Origin of the sequence: Bartonella sp. HY761 (assembly GCF_026743145.1) — a bacterium.
Classification (GTDB): domain Bacteria; phylum Pseudomonadota; class Alphaproteobacteria; order Rhizobiales; family Rhizobiaceae; genus HY038.
The window spans coordinates 2,862,501-2,882,128 of record NZ_CP104887.1; the positions used below are offsets into that span (position 1 = coordinate 2,862,501).

The window sequence follows — 19,628 nt, forward strand, 5'->3', positions numbered from 1 at the left end:
AATGACATATGGTACAATAATCGCAGAAGTTTATGATTGTGACCAAGATAATAACGCAGGTGATACAACTATTTTTCAGCAAGGCAATAATAACCGCATTGCCCTCATCCAATTAAATCGACCAGATGCACTAAACGCTATCAATACCCAATTAACCGAAGAGTTTTTGGCCGCCTGTAACGAGTTTGATAAAGACCCAACTATTGGTTGCATTGTTATATCCGGCTCTCAAAAGGCATTTGCAGCTGGTGCCGACATTAAAGAAATGCAGAGCCATAGCTATATAGAAATGTATATGCAGGATTGGTTTGCCCAATGGCAACAGTTCAGCAATCTGCGCACACCCACAATTGCGGCTGTTTCTGGCTATGCATTGGGCGGTGGCTGCGAACTTGCGATGATGTGCGACATTATTCTTGCCGATGAGACGGCTAAATTTGGTCAGCCCGAAATAAAGCTAGGCATCATGCCAGGCATGGGCGCCACCCAGCGCTTAACCAAACTTATCGGTCGGACGAAAGCAATGGACATGTGCTTAACTGGGCGCATGATGGGAGCAGAAGAAGCTGAACGCTGTGGATTGGTTGCACGAATTATTCCGAGCGAAAACTTACAAGAAGAAGCTTTGAAGACCGCAATTTCCATTGCCTCCATGTCGCGTCCGGTCGCGATGCTAGCCAAAGAAACGATAAAAATGGCTGAAGAACTGTCCTTGGAGCAGGGTTTACAGTTTGAACGGCGCATATTCCATTCGCTTTTTGCCCTAGAGGATCAAAAAGAAGGAATGGCTGCTTTTGTTGAGAAGCGCCAAGCGAAGTTTAATCACCGCTGACATAGGACCACATAATCCCGATACCAAGGCAATATCTATAAATTAAAATATAAAAACATTCTAATATTAACACTAAAACAATAACAAGGTAAAAACATGACAAATATGTGGCACGATGGTTATGTCGCTGATATTGAATATACAACAGGTACATATGTCGAACAAACCCCCAGTCATATGGATATGGTATGCCAATTAAACGGTATTGAATTGCCAGTTCCTGCAGATGCAGATTATAATTATTGTGAGCTTGGCTGCGGACGCGGAGAAACATCGCTCCTAATTGCCGCAGCGAATAAGAATGCTAATGTTTGGGCATTTGATTTTAACCCTGCCCATATTTTTGAAGCAAGGCGCATGGCTGAAAAAGCCAATTTAAATAATGTACATTTTGAAGAATGCTCTTTCCAGCAAATAGCCGAAGAGCCGTGTCCTGAAGGTATGCCTTTATTTGATTATATTACACTGCATGGCGTATGGAGCTGGGTAAGCGCGCAAAACCGCCAATATATCGTACAATTTATAAAAAAATATCTAAAGCCAGGCGGCATTGTTTATGTGTCCTATAATACACTTCCTGCTTGGTCCGAAGTGATCCCTTTTCAAAAATTACTGTTCCAACTGGCACTTGAAGAAACTGGACGCAGCGACCAGCGCGTATTAAAGGCAGCCCACAGAATAAAGGACCTCTTACCCGAAAATCTTCGCTTTATTCCTGAGCAATTTGTCCGCGAATTGCCGGATAACGGCACATATCTTTCACACGAATATTTAAATCAAGATTGGGCCCCCGCATTCCATGTCGATGTTGCCAAGGATCTTAGTGAAGCCAAACTAAAATATGTCGGCATTTGTACCTATATCGAGAATTTTGATGAATTTGCATTTTCATATAAACAAAGTAAGATTTTGACGGCGACTGCCCCACAAACAGTTGAAACGCTTAAAGATTATTTTATCAATCGTAAATTTCGTAAAGACCTATTTACTCGGGGCTCCGTTGCCTTACAGCCTAAAAAAGCGCTTGAACAATTAAAGAAATGTGTTTTACAACTTGCTGTCCCAAAAGAAAAAATTCTTTACTCTATCGCCTCTCATGTCGGTGATTTAAGTCTTAACAAAGACTTGTTCGGCCCAATTTTTGATGCTTTGGAAAAGAAACCAATGAGCCTTGGCGAATTGGTAACACTTCCCGGTATTCCAGAACTTAATCCCAATGCTAGACAAATTATCGGCCTTTTACTCGCGGCAAATTATGTTCACATCATCAAACCAATAGAGATGCAGAAATCACGTGAGGAGGTAAGAAACTTCAATAAACTTTATGTCAAAACCTGCCTTGAGCAGGAACGTAAATTGGGCATCCTTGCTTGCGCTGCAAGTGGCAATGGCTTAATGATGAACTTCCTTGACCTGATTGCTTTTGATGCCCTTGCTGATGGCAGCAAGCCAACCGTCAATGATCTTGCCAAGAAAATTTGGAAAAGAGCGATTGAGCGCAGTGATTCCCTATCTTTTGAAGGGAATATCATTCCAACTGAAGCCGATGCTGTTCGTTTGTTAAAACCCGACCTTACCAAAGTCGTTGAACAATCATTACCTATATGGCAAAATCTAGGAATTTTATAGTTAAACGCTGATTACAGCATTATGAACATAAAAGGCATGGTTGTTTAACCATGCCTTTTAATTTTTTATGCACGTAATTTAGCCTAGATGAAAGTAAAAATAGTTTAATTATTTGTCACTTTTGCGGCTTTAGCAAGTGGCAAGTTCATAGTTTTTCTAAAATACCCTAGCACTATTTAGCATTTCCATGTAAACATGGCCACACACACATTCATATATGTTTTAGAGCACTCGCTTTAGAACTATCAACTTACTGGATAGAAAATGCCACGTGATAAAAAATTTGAAGGTGATATGACAGCCGTTGGAACCATGCGCGAGCCACCAGTTTGCCGCGTTGCCAATATTGATCGCCTTTTTGAAGATAGGGCTTTGCGCTTTGAGCGTCTTGCTCCAACTAACCCCGTTTCAAGCTATATCCAATTCTTAACCGATTTAACCAAAGCCCAGCACGAAACAGCACAAAAATTCAAAGACGGTTTTACGTCCTTGACTGATGAAAAAAGCCAAATAAACTTTGGCATGCCAATTATTGACCGCACAGCATTATATAGAAATCCGCTTGCCAATAAAATTACCAAAGATCTTTTTGCCCGTATCGAAAAAATAACTATGCCAGAGGCTTCAATGAAAGCTCTTGCCGCGGTAAAAAAATCAAAAATGATGCAAAAAGAAATTGCTGAAAATCTTAATGACCGCAAATTGCAAGAAGATCAATTACCAGAACATATTTTTATGTTGGCGAGCTTGCAAGTGCTTTATAGTTTGGCTGCATCACAAATTGACGCAAGCAATATCAAACCGCTTGAACAAAATCTATGCCCTGCTTGCGGCGGCACTCATTCAGCATCGCAAATTGTCAATTGGCCAAATGCTGAAGGCACACGCTTTTGTTCTTGCCTTTATTGCGGTACAATGTGGAATTACGTTCGCATAAAATGCACATTTTGCGGTGAAACCGGTGCTGTTGAATATGGTGAAGTTGCTGATGGGCCTGGTAGTATTTTAGTAGAAAGCTGTAGAGATTGCGGCAAATATTGCAAAATGACCGATGCGCAAAAAGATGTTAATCTAGATGTTTTTGCAGATGATATTGGGTCGCTAGCTCTTGATCTCTTGGTTAAACAAGAAGGACGCTTTGTCCGCGGAGCTTTTAATCCATTTTTATATGGATTTTGATAAAGGATAGTGGTCGTGTTTTCAAAGCTGCCTTCGGTTGATTTGTTACTTTCACACAATCTTTTGGCTGATGCATTAAAGAGCTTTGGCCATAAGGCGACAGTTGAAGCGATTAGATCAGTTATCAACAATGAACGCTCAGTGATAAAAGCTGGACGACCAGCGCGCGATACGGCACTTCTTGCAGGACTGGTTCTTGCAAGACTTGAAAGCGAATCCATATCGAAATTACGGCCAGTCTATAATCTTACGGGCACCATTTTGCATACCAATCTTGGCCGTGCAATTCTATCCGATGCGGCCATTGCAGCCGCAAGTGATGCTATGCGCAATCCAGTTGCGCTTGAATATAATTTAAAAAGCGGCAGCAGAGGGGAGCGAGATGACCACCTGCGCCAATTAATTTGCGAACTCACTGGCGCTGAAGATGCAACCCTAGTTAATAATAATGCTGCCGCTGTTTTTATTTGCCTCAACATGTTGGGGGAGTTAAAGTCAGGGCGCCGGCAAGTGATTATATCGCGCGGTGAATTGATTGAAATTGGCGGCGCTTTCCGCATGCCAGACATCATGGAAAAAGCCGGCGTTACTTTACGTGAAATAGGCACGACCAACCGCACCCATCGCGCGGATTATATTAATGCAATTAGTGAAGAAACTGCAGCAATAGCCAAAGTCCATACCTCAAATTTTGTCATTCAAGGTTTTAGCAAAAGCATTTCAACTCAAGAAGTCGCCAATATTGCTCATGATGCGGGACTGCCGCTTTATGAGGATCTTGGCTCGGGCAATATTATTGATCTTCGACAATTTGGCTTACAGGCAGAACCATGTATCCGCGAAGTGGTCGAAGCAGGTGCTGATCTTGTTAGTTTTTCAGGCGACAAATTATTGGGTGGCCCCCAAGCTGGATTTATTGTTGGCAAGGCTGAGCTTATTGCGCGCATTAATCGCAATCCATTAAAACGTATTTTACGCATGGATAAAATACGCCTTGCGGCCCTTGAAGCTACCTTGCATTGCTACAAGAATGAAAGCCTGATGCTAAAAAATATTCCAACCTTACGCTTTTTGGCAAGAAAGCGTCAGGACATTGCTGAAATGGCCGGATTGTTATTGCCAGACATACAAAATAGCCTTGGTGATTTCTTCAATGCCGAAATACTACCATGCGAAAGTGAGGTCGGCTCTGGTGCAAGCCCGGCACAAACCCTGCCAAGTATTGCCATTGCAATCGAGAGCACTGGAAATGAAACCTTAAGCCTTAATCAATTGGCGCAAAAATTGCGCGAACTACCTGTGCCGGTCATTGGTCGTATGAAAGCCAATCGCCTTATGCTTGATTTACGTACATTGGAAGAACCACAGGCTTTTGCCGCCAATTTTGGATTGCTTGATTTATGATTATTGGAACCGCTGGCCATATTGATCACGGAAAAACTAGCCTTGTCAAAAAGCTTACTGGCATTGACACCGATCGCCTCATTGAAGAAAAAAAACGCGGCATCACGATTGAGCTCGGCTTTGCCTATAAAACAGCTAAAAATGGCGAGCGTCTTGGCTTTGTAGATGTTCCAGGCCACGAAAAGCTAATTGCAACCATGGCAACCGGTGCGGCGAGCATCGATTTTGCTTTGCTGGTGATTGCTGCTAAAGATGGCATTATGCCACAAACCCGCGAGCATCTTGATATATTATCATTGATGGGGATTACCAAGGGCGCGGTTGCGTTAACCCAAATTGATCTTGTTGATAGAGATCGACTTATCCAAGTTGAGCAAGAAATACGAAACTTTACTCAAAATAGTTTTTTGCAAGATGCGCCAATATTCCCCGTCTCATCATTCACAGGACAAGGCATTGATGAGCTTTGGCAATTTTTAAGTGGTGAAGCACAAGAATTTAAACATCGTCCAATTGCCGGGCGTTTTCGTCAAACCATTGATCGCGCCTTTAGCGTTAAAGGCGCAGGAACAGTTATTACTGGCAGCGTCTTATCGGGGCAAATTCATAAAAATGACGACATCATTGTAGCCCCACATCATTATAAAGGGCGCATTCGCACGCTTCATGTTCAAAATGAAGAAAAGTCACAGGCGATTAGCGGCGACCGCGCAGCATTAAATCTTGTTGGCGATATGCTCACATTAGACCATATCAAACGTGGCGATATGGTGATTGATCCTTTTTTAGATCAACCAACCAACCGCTTTGATGTAAGGCTTCAAGTTTTAAACAATGAAAAAAAGAATTTGCAACAATGGTTTCCAGTGCGCTTTCACCATGGAGCGCGCGATATGGCTGCTCGACTTGTTTTTTTGGAAAGTGATGAAGGCACGCCAAATAGCAAGCCATTAGTGCAAATAGTCAGTGAAGAACCAATTATTGCTGCCAGTTTTGACCATTTTATTATTCGTGATACATCGGCAAGCAGAACCATTGGCGGCGGTTTTATTATTGATCCCTTTGCCCCAGCGCGCAAAAGACGCAGCCCTCAGCGCATGGCAATTCTTGACGCTTTAGAAAATCACAATCATGCCGAGGCTTTAACCGCCCTCCTTGCAATTGAGCCATTTTTTGTCAATTGGCAAGAATTTTGCCGCGCCCGTAATTTAACCGATAATGAAGCCGAAGATCTTTTAACCATTGTCAAAGTTAAAAAAATTGCCACCAATGACAGCACTGTCATTTTAAGTGATACTTATTTTGCGGCGATAAATGAAAAAGTCAGTGCTATTTTAACCGACTTTCATGCAATGGAGCCAGATTTGCAAGGCATCGGGCTAGAGCAATTGCGCCGTCAAACTGCGCCCGAGTTAAAAGCACCTTTTTTCCGTCTTTTGCTACAAGAAGGCATTAAACAAAAACAATATCGAATTTTTAGCGCATGGGTTGGGCTTTTTGGTCATGAAGCACATTTATCCGCAGAAGATGAGGCAATTTTTCAAAAAATTTCCCCTATATTAAACGGTGATTTGCGATTTAAACCACCGCGCACCCGTGATTTTGCCAATGATCTCACCATTGATGAAAGCCATATGCGTGCTATTTTGAAAGCATCTAGCCGCATGGGGCGCGTTTACGAAGTCGCGCAAGACTATTTTTTCCCAAAGCCTGTGCTCGCGCAAATTGTCGAGATCATGCGTGATATTGCCAGCCAAAAAGAAAAAGGCCTTTTCGTTGCTGCGGATTTACGTGATCGCTTAGATAATGGCCGAAAAATAGCTATTTTGTTGCTTGAATTTTTTGACCGACATGGCGTTACCATTCGCCGTGGTGACGAGCGTCGCCTTAATCCTTATCGACTAGATCTGTTTAGTGACACCAGCCTATAAAGACTAATTATTCAGCTTTTTTTGCAAAGGCTACGCGTTTCCAGCGGGTCTTAGTCAATAGATTAATACCCAATCCCCAAAGCCCCGTCTTGCTGCGCTTTACCAACCGGCATAATTCGCGTTTAATGGTTTGTGCTTTAGTGCGTTTAACTTTCTTGGCTGTGGTGATTTGACTTCGCTCACCTTGCAACGTGCTTGGTAATTTAGCTTGTATAGCAATGGCAGGATCAAGCTGATAGGCTTTCAATTTATCGATAATGCCATAATCAAAATTAAATAACCAATGATCAAAAGGCGCACTTACATGCTGCATTTGCACTAATAATTTTTGCGCAGCCTGTTTTGAAACAATATAGGCAGCCGCCATGATATGAGTTGATTTTAATTCCGCAAGATAAAATTCTTGCCCCTTAAAACAACCAATTTTTTGCCCCTCACCCAGCCAAACTTTTTTGCCAGATGTTTCAAGTTTGATTATATCGCAGGGCGCATTACTTAGAGCGCATTTCGATCTGACTGGATCAGATCGGCGCTCTAATCCTTTGTTTACACCGCGTTTTTTGTCCGAAAACCGCTTCACACTTTTCGGAAAACGCTCTAAATTATTTTTGCTAAAATGCTCAATAATCCATTGGTCATCTTGCAATATATCTTGCGCGCCCTCACCTAGCTCGACATCATCCTCAAATATAGCGCCATATTCATCATCACCGTCAGCGATGAGCTGCAACGCGCGAGCATGACTTAAAAAACAAGCAATTTCACCCTTGGTTAAAGGCTCGCTCCATATATTATTTTTTTGTATTTCGTTTACATCATCATCATTTAAATTTTGCGCGTCAATTGCAGCAACCCGCGTCAACTCAAGCTGCAAGTCACCAAAAATTTCCTGCAAACGCTGTAAGCGCTCTGGTGTGCGATCAAGATTGATGACATAAAGCTTCATAAGATTTCCTAATTTTTTTTAAATCTAGTCTATTTTTTGTCTTTAGCAAACCGACATTCAACAATTCCATTGTCAAAATGCATCACATTTCTTACTTTATAAATAATTACAACAATGGATGGCTTATTTGACAGAAATTAATATTCCTGCCCCTATAGATAAAATTGATCTTTTACCAGAAAAATTTAAAGATTGGTTTTTACAAAAAAACTGGCAGCCACGCCCCCATCAACTCGCCCTCATTGAAAAGGCTGAAAAAGGCCTATCAACTCTACTCATTGCGCCAACAGGTGCGGGTAAAACTTTGGCCGGCTTTTTACCTTCGCTCATTTCATTATTCAACCTATCGCGTACAAAAACAAAAAAAACTACGGGTATCCATACGCTTTATATTTCGCCCCTAAAAGCACTTGCCGTTGATATTCACCGCAATCTTACAATACCAATAGCAGAAATGGCACTTGATATATCGATAGAGACGCGCACCGGTGATACACCGCAGCATAAACGCCAACGTCAAAAAATTACCCCGCCTGATATTTTATTGACCACGCCCGAGCAGCTCGCTTTATTGCTCGCAACAAAAGATGCAAAACGCTTTTTTGAAGATTTGAAATTCGTCATATTTGATGAACTCCATGCCCTACACACATCAAAGCGCGGCCATCTTTTATCCTTAGGCTTGGCGCGATTGTTTAAACTCCAACCCAATTTACAAACCATCGGTCTTTCAGCAACAGTTAGTGATCCAAATGATCTACGTGGCTGGCTTGTGCCGCAAACTTGCGCATCGTTAAGAAATAACCTTGCCGAATTGGTCACTGTAAAAGGTGGCGTTCCCCCGCAAATCACCATTTTGAAATCTCATGCAAGATTGCCTTGGGCAGGTCATTCAGCCCGTTATGCGCTGCCAGATGTTTATGATATCATCAAAACTGCAAAAACAACGCTTATATTTGTAAATACCCGATCACAGGCTGAAATGGTATTTCAAGAATTATGGCGCTTAAATGAAGACAACTTACCCATTGCCCTTCATCACGGCTCGCTAGATGTTGCCCGGCGGCGCAAGGTTGAAGAGGCAATGAGCCGCAATAGCCTTAAAGCAATTGTTGCAACCTCCACCCTTGATCTTGGTATTGACTGGGGCGATGTCGATCTTGTTGTCCATATTGGCGCACCCAAGGGGGCAAGCCGCCTTGCCCAGCGCATTGGTCGTTCTAACCACCGCCTTGATGAGGCAAGTAAAGCAATCCTTGTGCCAGCAAATTGCTTTGAAGTGCTAGAATGTCAAGCAGCCCTTGATGCCAATTATATCGGCGCGCAAGATAGCCCCAACATTAGCAAAGGTGCTTTAGATGTTTTAGCCCAACATGTGCTTGGCATGGCCATTGCCGCGCCTTTTGATGCAGATGATTTTTATGATGAAGTTACCTCAAGCATTCATTACAAAAATCTATCCCGCATTGACTTTGACCGTATTTTGGATTTTGTCGCAACCGGTGGCTATGCTTTAAAAGCCTATGAGAACTTTGCCAAAATTCGCAAAAATAAGGATGGGCTTTGGCAGGTTAGCAATGCAAAAATTTCCCAGCAATATCGCTTGAACATCGGCACAATCATTGAAGCGGCTGAATTGCAAGTGCGCCTTATCAAAAAAGGCAGCCTGAAGCGCACGTCTTATGGTGGTAAGCAGCTTGGCAAAATCGAAGAAGGCTTTGTTGAATCCTTAGAAAATGGTGATACATTTCTTTTTGCAGGCTATGTTTTGCGCTTTGAAGGTATAAGGGATAATCAATGTTTTGTTTCGCTTTCACCAAAGCATGAGGCGCGCATTCCATCCTATGCTGGCGGTAAGTTTCCACTATCAACCTTTCTTGCGGCCCAAGTACGGGCCATGCTTGCCAAGCCGCAAAGCTGGCATAAATTGCCGGACGCTGTGCGGCATTGGCTAGAAATGCAACAACAAAAATCAATTTTGCCAGCACAAAACGAATTATTAATTGAAACATTTCAAGAAAAAAAGCAGCATTTCCTCGTTGCCTATCCCTTTGAAGGCCGCCTTGCTCATCAAACCCTTGGCATGTTGCTTACAAAGCGTCTAGACCGCATGGGGCTTAATCCACTTGGCTTTGTCGCAACCGATTATTCCATTGCTCTTTGGGGGCTTAGTGATTTAAATCAAGCTATTGCATCAAGGCAGTTAGATTTAAGCGAATTATTGAGTGAAGACATGTTGGGCGATGACCTTGAGGCATGGCTTGAAGACAGCCATTTATTGAAACGGTCTTTTCGCAATTGCGCGATTATTTCAGGGCTTATTAATCGCCGTCATTTTGGTACGATGAAAACTGGTCGGCAAGTCACCATTTCAACTGATCTTGTTTATGACGTTTTACGCAATCATCAAAAAGACCACATTTTATTAAAAGCAACCCGTCAAGATGCCGCCCATGGCCTTTTAGATATAGCACGCCTTGGTGATATGCTGGCGCGGATTAAAAATCATATTCACCATCACCACTGCCCCCATATATCACCGCTTGCGCTACCAGTTATTATGGAGATCGGCCGCGAAATGATTCCGGGTAGCGGTCGAAACCTTATCTTGGAAGAACTCGCGCAAGAATATGCTAATTTTGATTTTGGTTGATATACAAAAGTCAATCATTTTATTATTCATATTTACACGGTTTGAATGGTATAATACGCGCAATAAAACTGCATTTTATGCGTAAACATGAAAATGAGCATGGCGTTTTTAAATACCTCATCGCCCAAAAGGCTAAAAATTAAGCGGATAATACAATGTTACGTGAAAACATCCATGATCTTTTGTTGTTTTTTGTTGTTGCAAGAGAAAAAAGCTTTACACGGGCGGCAAGCCAACTTGGCCTTACTCAATCCGCGCTTAGTCACGCTATACGTGGACTTGAAGCGCGAATGAATTTAAGGCTTTTAACTCGAACAACTAGAAGCGTTGCAGTAACGCCAGCTGGTGAGCAACTTATTCAAGATGTTTTTCCCTTGTTGCAAGAAGTTGAAGAAAAACTTGAAACCATTACCCAATTAAGCGGCCAACCATCTGGAACTATTCGCTTAACAACAGTCGATCTTGCCGCACAATATGTTCTCTGGCCTAAATTAAAAATATTTTTAGAAAAATACCCCAATATAAATATCGAAATTAGCAGTGATTACGGTCTTGTTGATATTGTAAGCAGCCGCTTTGATGCGGGTATCCGTCTAGGTGAGCATCTTGCCAAGGATATGATTGGCGTTTGTATAGGGCCCAATATGCATATGGCGGTCGTTGCAACGCCTTCTTATTTTAAACATTTTCCAAAACCAAAAAATCTTGAAGATTTAGATCAGCAAAATTGTATCAATTTGCGGTTGCCCACATCAGGCGGACTTTATCCTTGGGAATTTGATTTGGACGAAAAAACCGTTAAAATACGAGTCAAAGGGCAACTTACCTTCAATACCTACCCGCAAATATTAACTGCAGCACTTGACGGCTTCGGTCTTGCTTACATTCCGCATGACATAGTTAAAAACTATATCACATCTGGCCATTTAATCAGCGTTCTTGAAGAATTTTGTCAGCCATTTCCAGGTTATTATTTATATTATCCAAGCCGCAGGCATCATACAGCCGCCTTTAACCTTCTCGTACAGGCTTTGCGCTATCACCATTAATGAATGCCATTCATAAGTTCAATGATTTTAATACGACTAGTTATTTTTCAAAATCAAGATATTTAATCATTCATCACGCACATCTGCCAGGAATGATAAAAATGCAAGACACATCTTTAATAGTTGAAAATAAACGAGCCTATTTTGTCGCCGAATTTTGGTTAAATGATTTAGAACCTATGCAAACTTATTCATCGCAAGTTCTGGCAACTTTAATACCTTTTAATGGCAAACTAATTGTACGCAATAATCAAACAATTCCATTGGAAGGAGAGTCAATAGCAAACGCAGCTATTGTTATCTTAGAATTTCCTTCAATGCAGCATGCAAAAAATTGGTATTATTCTAAGGCTTATCAAAAAATTATTCCGTTACGCCATAAAGCAGGAAAAACCAACGCCTATCTGGTTGAAGGGCTTACACTACCATCTTCTTAAACCAATTTCTGTGTTCACCAATTTTTTCAATCTAAACAATATAATTTAAGGAATATCACATCATGAAGATTGCAATCGTTTATCATAGTGGCTTTGGCCATACAGAAAAACTTGCCCAATATGTAGCAAAAGGTGCGAGGGAAGTGCAAGGCGCCGAAGTCTTTGAAATTAAACTTAGTGATGAGGCAACACCTTGGCCGTTATTGGAAGAAGCCGATGCAATTATTTTCGGCTCCCCTACATATAACGGAACAATTAGCGCACGTTTTAAGCAATTTATGGAAGAGTCAACCCGCCCTGCTTTTATCAAACAAGCTTGGCAAAACAAACTTGCAGCAGGCTTTACAACATCTGGTGCTTTACATGGCGATAAACTTAATAGCCTTATGACAATGAGTCTTTTTGCTGCTCAACAAGGGATGATATGGGTAAATCTAGGTCTGATGGCAGGAACTGCTGATACTGATTTAAACCCAATTGGCAGCTGGTTAGGTGCGATGGCACAATCAAGTGATGCATCACCAGAAATCACCCCTAAAATGAATGATTTACTCACCGCTCAATATCTTGGCAAACATGTTAGCGAAATAGCAGCAAAATTATCTCGATAACCATCCTAAATGTCTCATAAAACACTTTGGAAGTAGTTTTATTTAGCATTTTATAAAAAGTAAAAAAGCGGGTTAAGGCTATAATACTAGTCTTAACTCGCAATTTTTCGCCTAAAATGTTTGATAATAATAACTAAGCTTTCAATCAAAGTTATTCCCAATGCACCACACATAAGACCAGCAAGGCCAGTTATACTTTCAGGTGATAATATTGCTCCTTGTTCAATTAAATCAAACTTATTTAAAAGATGTAGTGAAATATGGGTGACCGTTGGCGTCATATAAACGGCACAGATAGCCCCACCAATCCATTCACTTAATCGTTTCAACCAACTTTGTTTTGGGCCAGTTATTTGCCGTAAAACAGCGCCAAGACTGCCGGCAAGCCCCGTCCAAAAAAGCCCAAATAGCGTTAGATACCAATCAGGCGGAATATTTCTCTCAGGCATTTTATATCTTTCTACAGTTAAAAAAACAAGTTTTACTTCCTGTCAGAACGCTGACGGCTCATGTGAGATTGGCGTCAGGGGAATCATGCTAGATAAGTTTCATCAAACAAAATCTTAAACAAACTCAATCATGGAGATGAAAAATGTCAGTTAAAACGTTACGAGCCCTTGTTGTTACCTCTGCAATAGCTGCAATTGGTGTTGCTGGTTTAGCGTCCGCTTCTTATGCGCAAAATGCGCCCTATCCTGCACAAACAAGTGCCCGCATCAGTACTTCACAGCTTGCCAGTAAAATTGAACAAGCAGGCTATCAAATTCGTGATATTGACCAAAAATATTACGGCTGGGAAGTTGAGGTGACAGACAGAAACAACCAGCGCCTTGAGCTTCGCGTTGACAATCAAGGCAATATTACCGGCCAAGAATATGATGATTAATCACATCATGTAGGAATATTTAAAAAGATGCTTTTTAGATCGCCGATCTGATTGGATCAGATCGGCGATCTAATCCATTGTTTACACCGCGTTTTTTGTCCGAAAACCGCTTCACACTTTTCAGAAAAACACTCTAACAAGGGCATCTTTTTTCCTTTACTTCCAACAGCCTTGCTTTTGGCCAAAGCGATTGGTTACCACAAGCCATTTGCTAAGTTGCGGCTCTTTCAAAACCAATTGGGCTGGCTCATTTATTTTCGGCGGTGCTGTCCACCCTGCGCAAGAGAGCCTCGCATGGATCATTTTTTGGGAAGGGCTTTGACACCCCATTAAGGGCAAGGCACAAAGCATAATCGCTATATAGATCAACTTCATTTTGAATTTTACTCGCTAATTGGTAAGCTTTAACCGCTGATTTAAGCGCGGCCTCACGCTCAAAATTGCGCCCATAAAAAAAGCCGCTTGATGCGGCGGCAAATAGACAAACAGCAATAATGCCAATTTTATAGGGCCAAACCATTTAAGTATTTTCCTTTTTGATACGGCGAATAAAATAAGCTGCACCAATAAAGGCAGCCATCACCATAACAATGGCTAAAGCCCATTGAAAAGGTCCCCCGCCACTAGCAAAACCGGTTAATCCTGATGCAGCTCCCAATATGGGGGCAATCACTTCTGGCTTAGTCAACGGATTATCCTTAATTGGTTGCGGTTTTATATAATTAGACGAAACAAATTCACCCTTTGCCCATAAACCACCCTCGGCAGATCTTCGATTAACTAGCCCTTGTAAGCGCTTACCGCCAGCATTAACCCATTTCATCAATTCCAGCGGCACTCCATCATAATCGCCTTTGTTCAATTTTTTAAGCAAAGAAGATTTTTTAAAAGCTCCAACCCCAACATTATAGGCAAACGAAACAAGTGCTGCAAATTGGCTATCATTCAATTTAACTTTAACGGCTTGCTCAACCGCTTGTTCAAATTGCCTTAAATCACGCATTAAAATATGAGTGGCCTCAATATCGGTAATTACCATACCCGGCCTTACATAAGGATCACCTGCCATACTGGTATGACCGTAGCCAATTGTCCAAACATTCGCACTATCTTGATAAGCGTTAAGGCGTAAACCTTCCCAACGTTTGATGTGATCCAACCCTTGTTGATTGATTTTTCTAGTCACGAAATCACCTTTCTAGGATAAAAATCTATCCCCAATTATATGTTGGAAAATTCATGCCAAGCTTCATTAAAACTATCCCAGTCAAGCGCCAAACCACCCACAATATGCTGAACTAAGAAATGCTCATGGTCAAAACTCAAACCATAATCCCACTCGATTTGCGCATCTTCTTTTTTAGGCGATGGCAGAATGTTGATCACGCCTTGCACAAGGGGCAATTTATCAAGCTTGCGTAATAACAAACGGATTTGCCGCGCAGTTAAAACAGGATAGACTTTTTCTTGCCCAACTTTCTGTTGATCTATTTTTGGCGGTTGGCGCAAAAGTCCAATTTCGGCAGGGTTACCCAAGGTAGTAATTTCGACCTTGGTGCCATCGCTATCAAACCAAACATCACCGCGATAATCTGCAATAATTTGCCATTTATCTTGTTCAGGCAAAAAAACAACATTTTGATTTTTTTTAAATTTTGGCGGTGGCTGCAAGGTTGAAAAGGCAGGAAATAACCAGACGCCCTCCTCCATTGGCGAGCGATCTGCAAAAGTTGTCCCTAAATATTCAAAACTATTTGGATGATAATTATAAATTTTTGGTGCGTTCATAATTTTTAACCTTAATAACGAATACAAGCTAATAAAGCGATATTGCGTGGGCGATTTTCATCTGCGGTGGGTACAACACTTGACGCATCAAATGTAAGTATACTGCCCGGTGTTGGAACGGATGGATTAATAAAACGAAAGCCTGACGGATTATTAAGCGAAAAGGCGCCGCTCGCAGCTTGCCATGGCACAGCGCTAGAAGACCCCAATCTTGCAGTAATATTACGTATCGCGTCCCCCTGCGCAGTGCCAATTCCACGCCCGGTGTCGATGCCGCGCCCGTCATCAAAACTACGCAAAAACTCACCACGCAAATCAGGAATTCGAAACATCGACACTTCGCCCGTGCCGTAAGAAAAGCACCCTTGGGCACCTGCCTGCCAGTCACTCTCACTAACAACAGCACCTGTTTCCGTGGCAAAAGCCCAAAGGTCAGGGTATGATATTCTTGATATCAATGCGCCATTGGCCTTCAACCAACCAGATGGCGGGTTATTAGCAGGAAAAAAGGCAATCTGGCCAATTAAACTGCGCTGTGCAGCTAAAATAGCAACAATTGCTCGCCTTTCTGTTGTTTTTAAAAAAAGATTGCGGCTCCCTTCGTTAAGGTTATCAGCGTCATAAATATCTGCTGCCACATTATTGGGATCATAGACCGATTTGGTCATATCTCCACCACCCGATCCACTTGCGGTAATTGTGGCCCAACTCCCATCACCGCGTAAAAAGCTCGCGCTATTGGCAGTTCCACTTGCAGTAATGTCGGCAACAACAATTTTGCTTTTACTGGCTAATGCGCCAAGATCGGCAGGTTGGACAGATGTTTGCGCCTTAGCTATCGCGGCAATACTTGTCGCATTAAGTGACAATTCAATCTTGCTCGCACTCAAAGTACCGCCACCGGTTAGACCAGTGCCAGAGGAAATTTGAACCGTTTTAGCTGCCGCATTATCCAATAATGCCTTATCACTTGTAGTAAAGATTTTGTTGGTTGTGCCAGCAACCATATTATCCATATTAAATGCATCAGCATTTTTACCGGCAGGATCATAGACCGATTTGGTCATATCTCCACCACCTGATCCACCACCCGATCCACTTGCGGTAATTGTGGCCCAACTACCATCACCGCGTAAAAAGCTCGCATTGTTGGCAGTTCCACTTGCAGTAATATCAGCAACAACGATTTTACTTTTGCTGGCCAATGCGCCAAGATCAGCAGGCTGGACAGATGTTTGTGCCTTAGCTATCGCAGCGAGACTGGAAGAATTTAATGAAAATTCAATACTGCGATCACTTAAGGTACCACCGCCTGTCAAACCGCGTCCAGGAGATAGAATTAAAAATCTAGAAGCGGCATCATTTGCTTTATCCAAAGCATTTAAAGTTGCTTCTGATAGATTAAGGGTTCTATCCTCACTAAAATCACCACCACCTTGCAAACCATTGCCAGCAATAATTTTACGATCTGGATTAACCGCCCGATCAGCTTTTAAGCCCTGTTCAGATGTTGCAAAAGCCGAAACATCTTCTACTGCAGCACTGCCAAGGCTAGCTGGCACTACAACTTTATCAACTGCAATTCCTGCCACCACCTCTTGTTTGGTTGCGGCTGGCAATTCAAAATTATGGGTGTGATAGGGAACAGCCATAGGTTAACTCCATAAAAAAAGCCGCTTAAAGCGGCAAATAAATTATAATGATGATTTTAAAACCAACGGCCCATGGCCATTCTTTGCGGCGGCTTCATATTACTGGTTAACTCATTGGCATTACGACTAAACAGTACTTTTGCTCTGTCAATCTCACTAATAAGCACAGAACTATTATTTTGCACTGCCAATGGCGTAATTGTCACAACTGGCGTTGACTCGAAAGCAGCTGGAAAAATCCATTCATCAAAGGATTGATTATCGCTACGCCTTACTGACGATACAGAATTTGCCCAGCAAAGCTGCGTACCATCAGCAAATCGCACAAAGTCCCCATTTTCATTGCTGCCACTTGTTATACCAGCTTTTAAAACCGCATTAAGTGGCGCATGCACCATTTCATTATTGGCATAGATAATGACGCGAATTTTTTCCGGCTCTTTAATGCCCGAAATTGCAAAAGGTGTTTGACTTGCACTCATTTTACACCTTTATCGCATATAAAATACCAAGATTAATTGGGCGTGCTTCATTACCACCATCAGAATTAATGGTATGATTATGATCGCCATTAGTTGTTGTGGTGCGTGTTTCTTCACGCACACCAGGAACAAACGCGTTATACCCAAAGTTGCCAGCAGCAATAACGTCTATATATCTATAGGTAAAATTATGAGTATGGTTACCATTAGTACTTGTCACCCCACCATGATTATGGGAGCGATTTTGGCTATCTTGAAACGTTGCAAAAGCACGGCCACTATCAATTCCACGTCCATGGTCCCAACCGCGTAAAAACACCCCACGAAAATCAGGTAGATTGAAACTGGTTTGCCCATCTCCCCACCCCCAAGTGCCACCAATGGCATTAAACAAAGCAGGATAAACAGCACGTGAAACTGCGGCGCCGTTACATTCAAGCCAGCCAGTTGGCGCAAACGCCATAGCAAAAGGTGCAATCATACCTGTAGGAATGGCTTGGCTCGGTGTTGGCGCTGCTAAAAACCAGCCCCCACCACCATTATTTAAACTTTGTTGGTAAACCGCCTCATAAATACCACCAATTTTAATTTCACCACCTACTAAAGCAGTTACACCATTAAAATTAGATTGAAATATTGGACGTGCACCAAGACCGTTCAAATTTAAGGTCGCATTACCATTATTATTGCCAACCGCTCGAAACCGCACCAAAATACCATCAAAAAGACTGGTTATCGTTGCATTGCTGCGTAATTCCACACTATTTGCACTTCCGCCGGCGATAAGTGTACCACCAATATCAGCGATATATTCACGAATACGCTGCATCATTGCCCGCGCCGAATTATTTACCGAACTTGGTGGCTGCCCTTCCGACCAATTGATAATATCATCGGCATTGGCATTATTCGCCGCATTGAGCGACCAATCATAAATTGTGCTCATCACCATCTCCAAATTATTAAGGGAAAAAATTAAAGCCTTTTTAGGCAAGTTTAGAGCGCATTTCGATCTGATTGGATCAGATCGCCGCTCTAATCCATTGTTTACACCGCGTTTTTTATCCGAAAACCGCTTCACACTTTTCGGAAAACGCTCTAATGGACTAATTCCATAGCAAAGCCGATCTCACTATAGTCAACACAATAAAGACCATCACTTTCATCAATCAACACCGCTTGCGGTTTAATCGATAAAACATCTTGCGCCATCACGCCGCGATAACGTTGTGGCTGCCCACAATAATTAAACTCATAAAGCGGATAGCCGTTGCGATTTCCAATTTGAACAATGTTCTCTTTGGCGCGAATATCAGACTTGCCGATCAAACCACCAACGGTTTTCGCCGTATCCAACAGGCTTGGCTTTTTGGTTGTCTGGCTTTGGCTCGAACCACTGCTTGTGCCATAATTGCCCGAAAAACCAGTTGCCGCATTTTGCAAAAGATTAAGCCTACTCCAATCACGGTTATCATCTTCAAGCCATTTTTGCCAATCGGCATCAACTTGCGCCTGCGCGTTGTCATCAAGCGTCTGGCCACCATTTAATGCATTGCGCCAAGCATTGCTTTCATTACCTAAATAATTGGCAGCACCTGCCACTTGCCCTTGATTAGCACTGTCAATCTGACTATTGGCAGTTAGCATATTTTTTACATCTTGATTATATTGGTTGGACAAAGCGGAGGTTGCAACTTGGCCTAGATTATTGGCAAGAACTCCCGAATGCGCACCCGAGCCATATCGCCCAGCACCTGCCATCTGGCTATTAATGGTAGTGGCAGTATTATTCAACGTATTTTGTAATGCTTCGTTAAAAGCACTATTATTGCCAATTAAATCACCTGATGCCATTTTTGTTAAATTACTAGCACTTGAGGTAGGATTATTCATCAATTGGCGAAGATAATCATTATCGAAATTATTAGCACTATTTGCTAAACCATCAATGGCAGATTTTGTTGTATCGCTTAAATCTGCAACGCGCTGCCCTTGATAAACATTACCGCCTTGTCCATTTTGATAGGCCGATAAAGCATCACTTGCCCCTTGCTGAAACAAAGCTTGCGACCAAGCTGGCGGCGCATTGGTCTGGCTTTCCGTTTGTTTTTGTTCGCTCTTACTGTTTTTACTTGTGCTACCACCCATA

General features: G+C 42.2%; 19 protein-coding genes. 10 read left to right on the forward strand and 9 right to left on the reverse strand.

What is annotated here, in order from left to right:
* Window position 1 precedes the first annotated feature (1 nt).
* The 5 genes from N6A79_RS12380 (at window position 2) to selB (ending at window position 6,975) form a co-directional block, all read left to right on the forward strand.
* Window positions 2-832, forward strand: coding sequence for an enoyl-CoA hydratase (locus N6A79_RS12380; protein WP_268546167.1), 831 nt, complete (start codon window positions 2-4; stop codon window positions 830-832).
* Between the two features lie 96 nt (window positions 833-928).
* Complete coding sequence (locus N6A79_RS12385) at window positions 929-2,461, forward strand: class I SAM-dependent methyltransferase (RefSeq protein WP_268546169.1); 1,533 nt, start codon at window positions 929-931, stop codon at window positions 2,459-2,461.
* A gap of 264 nt (window positions 2,462-2,725) precedes the next feature.
* Window positions 2,726-3,640, forward strand: coding sequence for a formate dehydrogenase accessory protein FdhE (gene fdhE / locus N6A79_RS12390; protein WP_268546170.1), 915 nt, complete (start codon window positions 2,726-2,728; stop codon window positions 3,638-3,640).
* 15 nt (window positions 3,641-3,655) lie between these two features.
* On the forward strand, window positions 3,656-5,044 hold the full coding sequence (gene selA, locus N6A79_RS12395) for an L-seryl-tRNA(Sec) selenium transferase (protein WP_326848740.1): 1,389 nt from the start codon (window positions 3,656-3,658) through the stop codon (window positions 5,042-5,044).
* Entirely contained in the window at window positions 5,041-6,975 is a 1,935-nt protein-coding gene (selB, locus tag N6A79_RS12400) for a selenocysteine-specific translation elongation factor (protein ID WP_268546171.1), read from the forward strand. The genes selA and selB overlap by 4 nt, the downstream gene beginning before the upstream one ends.
* A 7-nt stretch (window positions 6,976-6,982) precedes the next feature.
* On the opposite strand, the gene N6A79_RS12405 is transcribed toward selB, so the two are convergent.
* Window positions 6,983-7,921, reverse strand: a complete 939-nt coding sequence (locus N6A79_RS12405; RefSeq protein ID WP_268546172.1) for a glycosyltransferase family 25 protein — start codon at window positions 7,919-7,921, stop codon at window positions 6,983-6,985.
* A gap of 118 nt (window positions 7,922-8,039) precedes the next feature.
* Here N6A79_RS12405 and N6A79_RS12410 point away from each other — a divergent pair, with 118 nt between their 5' ends.
* The 4 genes from N6A79_RS12410 to N6A79_RS12425 all read left to right on the forward strand — a co-directional run bounded on the left by N6A79_RS12410 (window position 8,040) and on the right by N6A79_RS12425 (window position 12,671).
* The gene (locus N6A79_RS12410; RefSeq protein WP_268546173.1) at window positions 8,040-10,574 is read left to right on the forward strand and encodes a ligase-associated DNA damage response DEXH box helicase; all 2,535 of its coding nucleotides are present in this window, start codon (window positions 8,040-8,042) and stop codon (window positions 10,572-10,574) included.
* Between the two features lie 155 nt (window positions 10,575-10,729).
* Window positions 10,730-11,623, forward strand: coding sequence for a LysR family transcriptional regulator (locus tag N6A79_RS12415; RefSeq protein WP_268546174.1), 894 nt, complete (start codon window positions 10,730-10,732; stop codon window positions 11,621-11,623).
* A 101-nt stretch (window positions 11,624-11,724) separates the two neighbouring features.
* On the forward strand, window positions 11,725-12,060 hold the full coding sequence (locus N6A79_RS12420; RefSeq protein ID WP_268546175.1) for a DUF1330 domain-containing protein: 336 nt from the start codon (window positions 11,725-11,727) through the stop codon (window positions 12,058-12,060).
* 62 nt (window positions 12,061-12,122) lie between these two features.
* A complete protein-coding gene (locus N6A79_RS12425) occupies window positions 12,123-12,671 on the forward strand; it encodes a flavodoxin family protein (protein WP_268546177.1) in 549 nt (182 codons plus the stop codon).
* 92 nt (window positions 12,672-12,763) lie between these two features.
* On the opposite strand, the gene N6A79_RS12430 is transcribed toward N6A79_RS12425, so the two are convergent.
* Entirely contained in the window at window positions 12,764-13,120 is a 357-nt protein-coding gene (locus N6A79_RS12430) for a hypothetical protein (protein ID WP_268546178.1), read from the reverse strand.
* 143 nt (window positions 13,121-13,263) lie between these two features.
* On the opposite strand from N6A79_RS12430, the gene N6A79_RS12435 reads away from it, so the two are divergent.
* Window positions 13,264-13,557, forward strand: coding sequence for a PepSY domain-containing protein (locus N6A79_RS12435; RefSeq protein ID WP_182417935.1), 294 nt, complete (start codon window positions 13,264-13,266; stop codon window positions 13,555-13,557).
* A gap of 247 nt (window positions 13,558-13,804) precedes the next feature.
* Here the strand turns inward: N6A79_RS12435 and N6A79_RS12440 are convergent, their stop codons facing one another.
* The 7 genes from N6A79_RS12440 to N6A79_RS12470 all read right to left on the reverse strand — a co-directional run bounded on the left by N6A79_RS12440 (window position 13,805) and on the right by N6A79_RS12470 (window position 19,627).
* Window positions 13,805-14,077: a hypothetical protein gene (locus N6A79_RS12440; protein ID WP_268546179.1), complete on the reverse strand. Its 273-nt coding sequence runs from the start codon at window positions 14,075-14,077 to the stop codon at window positions 13,805-13,807.
* Entirely contained in the window at window positions 14,078-14,743 is a 666-nt protein-coding gene (locus tag N6A79_RS12445; RefSeq protein WP_268546180.1) for a lysozyme, read from the reverse strand.
* 35 nt (window positions 14,744-14,778) lie between these two features.
* The gene (locus N6A79_RS12450) at window positions 14,779-15,345 is read right to left on the reverse strand and encodes a hypothetical protein (protein ID WP_268546182.1); all 567 of its coding nucleotides are present in this window, start codon (window positions 15,343-15,345) and stop codon (window positions 14,779-14,781) included.
* 11 nt (window positions 15,346-15,356) lie between these two features.
* Window positions 15,357-16,997: a phage tail protein gene (locus tag N6A79_RS12455; RefSeq protein WP_268546183.1), complete on the reverse strand. Its 1,641-nt coding sequence runs from the start codon at window positions 16,995-16,997 to the stop codon at window positions 15,357-15,359.
* Window positions 16,998-17,053: 56 nt separating this feature from the next.
* Window positions 17,054-17,479, reverse strand: a complete 426-nt coding sequence (locus tag N6A79_RS12460) for a hypothetical protein (RefSeq protein WP_268546184.1) — start codon at window positions 17,477-17,479, stop codon at window positions 17,054-17,056.
* A 1-nt stretch (window position 17,480) separates the two neighbouring features.
* Complete coding sequence (locus N6A79_RS12465; protein ID WP_268546185.1) at window positions 17,481-18,425, reverse strand: phage tail protein; 945 nt, start codon at window positions 18,423-18,425, stop codon at window positions 17,481-17,483.
* Window positions 18,426-18,577: 152 nt separating this feature from the next.
* Complete coding sequence (locus tag N6A79_RS12470) at window positions 18,578-19,627, reverse strand: tail fiber domain-containing protein (RefSeq protein ID WP_268546186.1); 1,050 nt, start codon at window positions 19,625-19,627, stop codon at window positions 18,578-18,580.
* Between the last annotated feature and the right edge of the window lies 1 nt (window position 19,628).

Bases quoted from the DNA above. Each gene is read 5' to 3' on its own strand.
- N6A79_RS12385 (WP_268546169.1), top strand. From the start codon at position 929: ATGACAAATATGTGGCACGATGGTTATGTCGCTGATATTGAATATACA.
- N6A79_RS12380 (WP_268546167.1), top strand. From the start codon at position 2: ATGACATATGGTACAATAATCGCAGAAGTTTATGATTGTGACCAAGAT.
- N6A79_RS12440 (WP_268546179.1), bottom strand. From the start codon at position 14,077: ATGGTTTGGCCCTATAAAATTGGCATTATTGCTGTTTGTCTATTTGCC.
- N6A79_RS12455 (WP_268546183.1), bottom strand. From the start codon at position 16,997: ATGGCTGTTCCCTATCACACCCATAATTTTGAATTGCCAGCCGCAACC.
- N6A79_RS12430 (WP_268546178.1), bottom strand. From the start codon at position 13,120: ATGCCTGAGAGAAATATTCCGCCTGATTGGTATCTAACGCTATTTGGG.
- N6A79_RS12435 (WP_182417935.1), top strand. From the start codon at position 13,264: ATGTCAGTTAAAACGTTACGAGCCCTTGTTGTTACCTCTGCAATAGCT.
- N6A79_RS12420 (WP_268546175.1), top strand. From the start codon at position 11,725: ATGCAAGACACATCTTTAATAGTTGAAAATAAACGAGCCTATTTTGTC.
- N6A79_RS12470 (WP_268546186.1), bottom strand. From the start codon at position 19,627: ATGGGTGGTAGCACAAGTAAAAACAGTAAGAGCGAACAAAAACAAACG.
- N6A79_RS12425 (WP_268546177.1), top strand. From the start codon at position 12,123: ATGAAGATTGCAATCGTTTATCATAGTGGCTTTGGCCATACAGAAAAA.
- N6A79_RS12405 (WP_268546172.1), bottom strand. From the start codon at position 7,921: ATGAAGCTTTATGTCATCAATCTTGATCGCACACCAGAGCGCTTACAG.
- N6A79_RS12460 (WP_268546184.1), bottom strand. From the start codon at position 17,479: ATGAGTGCAAGTCAAACACCTTTTGCAATTTCGGGCATTAAAGAGCCG.
- selB (WP_268546171.1), top strand. From the start codon at position 5,041: ATGATTATTGGAACCGCTGGCCATATTGATCACGGAAAAACTAGCCTT.
- N6A79_RS12450 (WP_268546182.1), bottom strand. From the start codon at position 15,345: ATGAACGCACCAAAAATTTATAATTATCATCCAAATAGTTTTGAATAT.
- N6A79_RS12465 (WP_268546185.1), bottom strand. From the start codon at position 18,425: ATGAGCACAATTTATGATTGGTCGCTCAATGCGGCGAATAATGCCAAT.
- N6A79_RS12415 (WP_268546174.1), top strand. From the start codon at position 10,730: ATGTTACGTGAAAACATCCATGATCTTTTGTTGTTTTTTGTTGTTGCA.
- N6A79_RS12410 (WP_268546173.1), top strand. From the start codon at position 8,040: ATGGCTTATTTGACAGAAATTAATATTCCTGCCCCTATAGATAAAATT.
- fdhE (WP_268546170.1), top strand. From the start codon at position 2,726: ATGCCACGTGATAAAAAATTTGAAGGTGATATGACAGCCGTTGGAACC.